1 protein-coding gene is annotated in these 1,220 nt (G+C 60.4%); it reads left to right on the forward strand.

The window, feature by feature from the left end; translation table 11 throughout:
• Positions 1-1,220 (forward strand): DUF1156 domain-containing protein (locus H5T41_11220; GenBank protein MBC7109328.1); only part of this gene is annotated, 1,220 nt, incomplete at its 3' end.

The following is a 1,220-nucleotide window of genomic DNA, read 5'->3' on the forward strand; positions in this document are numbered from 1 at the left end:
ATGGAGCGGCGGCTTATTGAAGAGGCATTCCCCATCGCCGAGGTCTCAAAGGAATCCCGGCGGGAGAAGAACATTCGGCAGGGCCATATTTCCACGTTGCACATTTGGTGGGCCCGCCGGCCGCTGGCGGCCTCCCGCACCACCGCCTTCGCCGCCTTGGTCCCCGCTCCTAAAGACCAAAAGGAACGCGAGAAACTTCTGGAACGCGTGAAAAACATTGCTCCCTGGGAATTTGTCTCCCAAAACAACGAGGCGAACAGGAAAGTGTTGGAAGAGCTTCGGGAGCTCATCCGAAATGCCCATGGCGGAAGGCCGCCCAAAGTTCTCGATCCTTTCGCCGGTGGCGGGGCCATTCCTCTAGAAGCATTGCGCTTGGGATGCGAGACCTACGCCCTTGACTACAGCCCCGTGGCCGTACTCATCCTGAAATGCGTTTTGGAGTACCCCCAACGCTACGGAAAGGAGCTTCTTGAGGCCGTGCGCAAATGGGGCCAATGGGTTTTGGAGGAAGCGCGCAAGGAACTGGCCCAGTTTTATCCGCCCGATAAGGACGGAGCGATTCCCGTGGGCTACATCTGGGCCCGCACCATTCCCTGCCAGAACCCGGCCTGCGGCGCAGAAATCCCCCTCATGCGCCAAACCTGGCTCGCGAAAAAAGCCAATCGCCGCATAGCCCTGCGCATGATCCCTCGCAAACCTTCTTTCCCCTCACCCTCTGTCCCCTCTCCCCTCTGGGGAGAGGGCCAGGCTGAGGGATCCCCTTTCCTCCTCCCTCGAGGAGAGGGTCAGGTTGAGGGGCCTCCTTTTCCCGTTCCCAGGGGAGAGGGCCAGGGTGAGTCTCCTTTTCCATCTCCCCACTGGGGAGAGGTTAAGGGTGAGGGGCCTTCAGACTTTCCCTCTCCCCACCGGGGAGAGGGTCTGGGTGAGGGGGCCAAACCCTGGGTGGACTTCGAGATCGTGGAGGGAAAAGCCATCGACTTTGATCCTGAGGAAGGGACTGTTTCCAGGGCCCGGGTGCGTTGTCCGGTGTGCGGGGCCACCATTGACGACGACACCACCCGCAAACTTTTTCAGGAAGGAAAGGCCGGCCAGCGCATGGTGGCCGTGGTTCTGCACTATCCGAGTCGTGCGGGGAAGTTCTACCGCCTGGCCACAGCCCAGGACATGGAAGTTTTTCGCGCCGCCGAACGAGCCTTGGAAGAGAAACGCCAAAAACTCTG

It is taken from the genome of Methanomassiliicoccales archaeon (assembly GCA_014361295.1).
Lineage (GTDB): Archaea > Thermoplasmatota > Thermoplasmata > Methanomassiliicoccales > JACIVX01 > JACIVX01.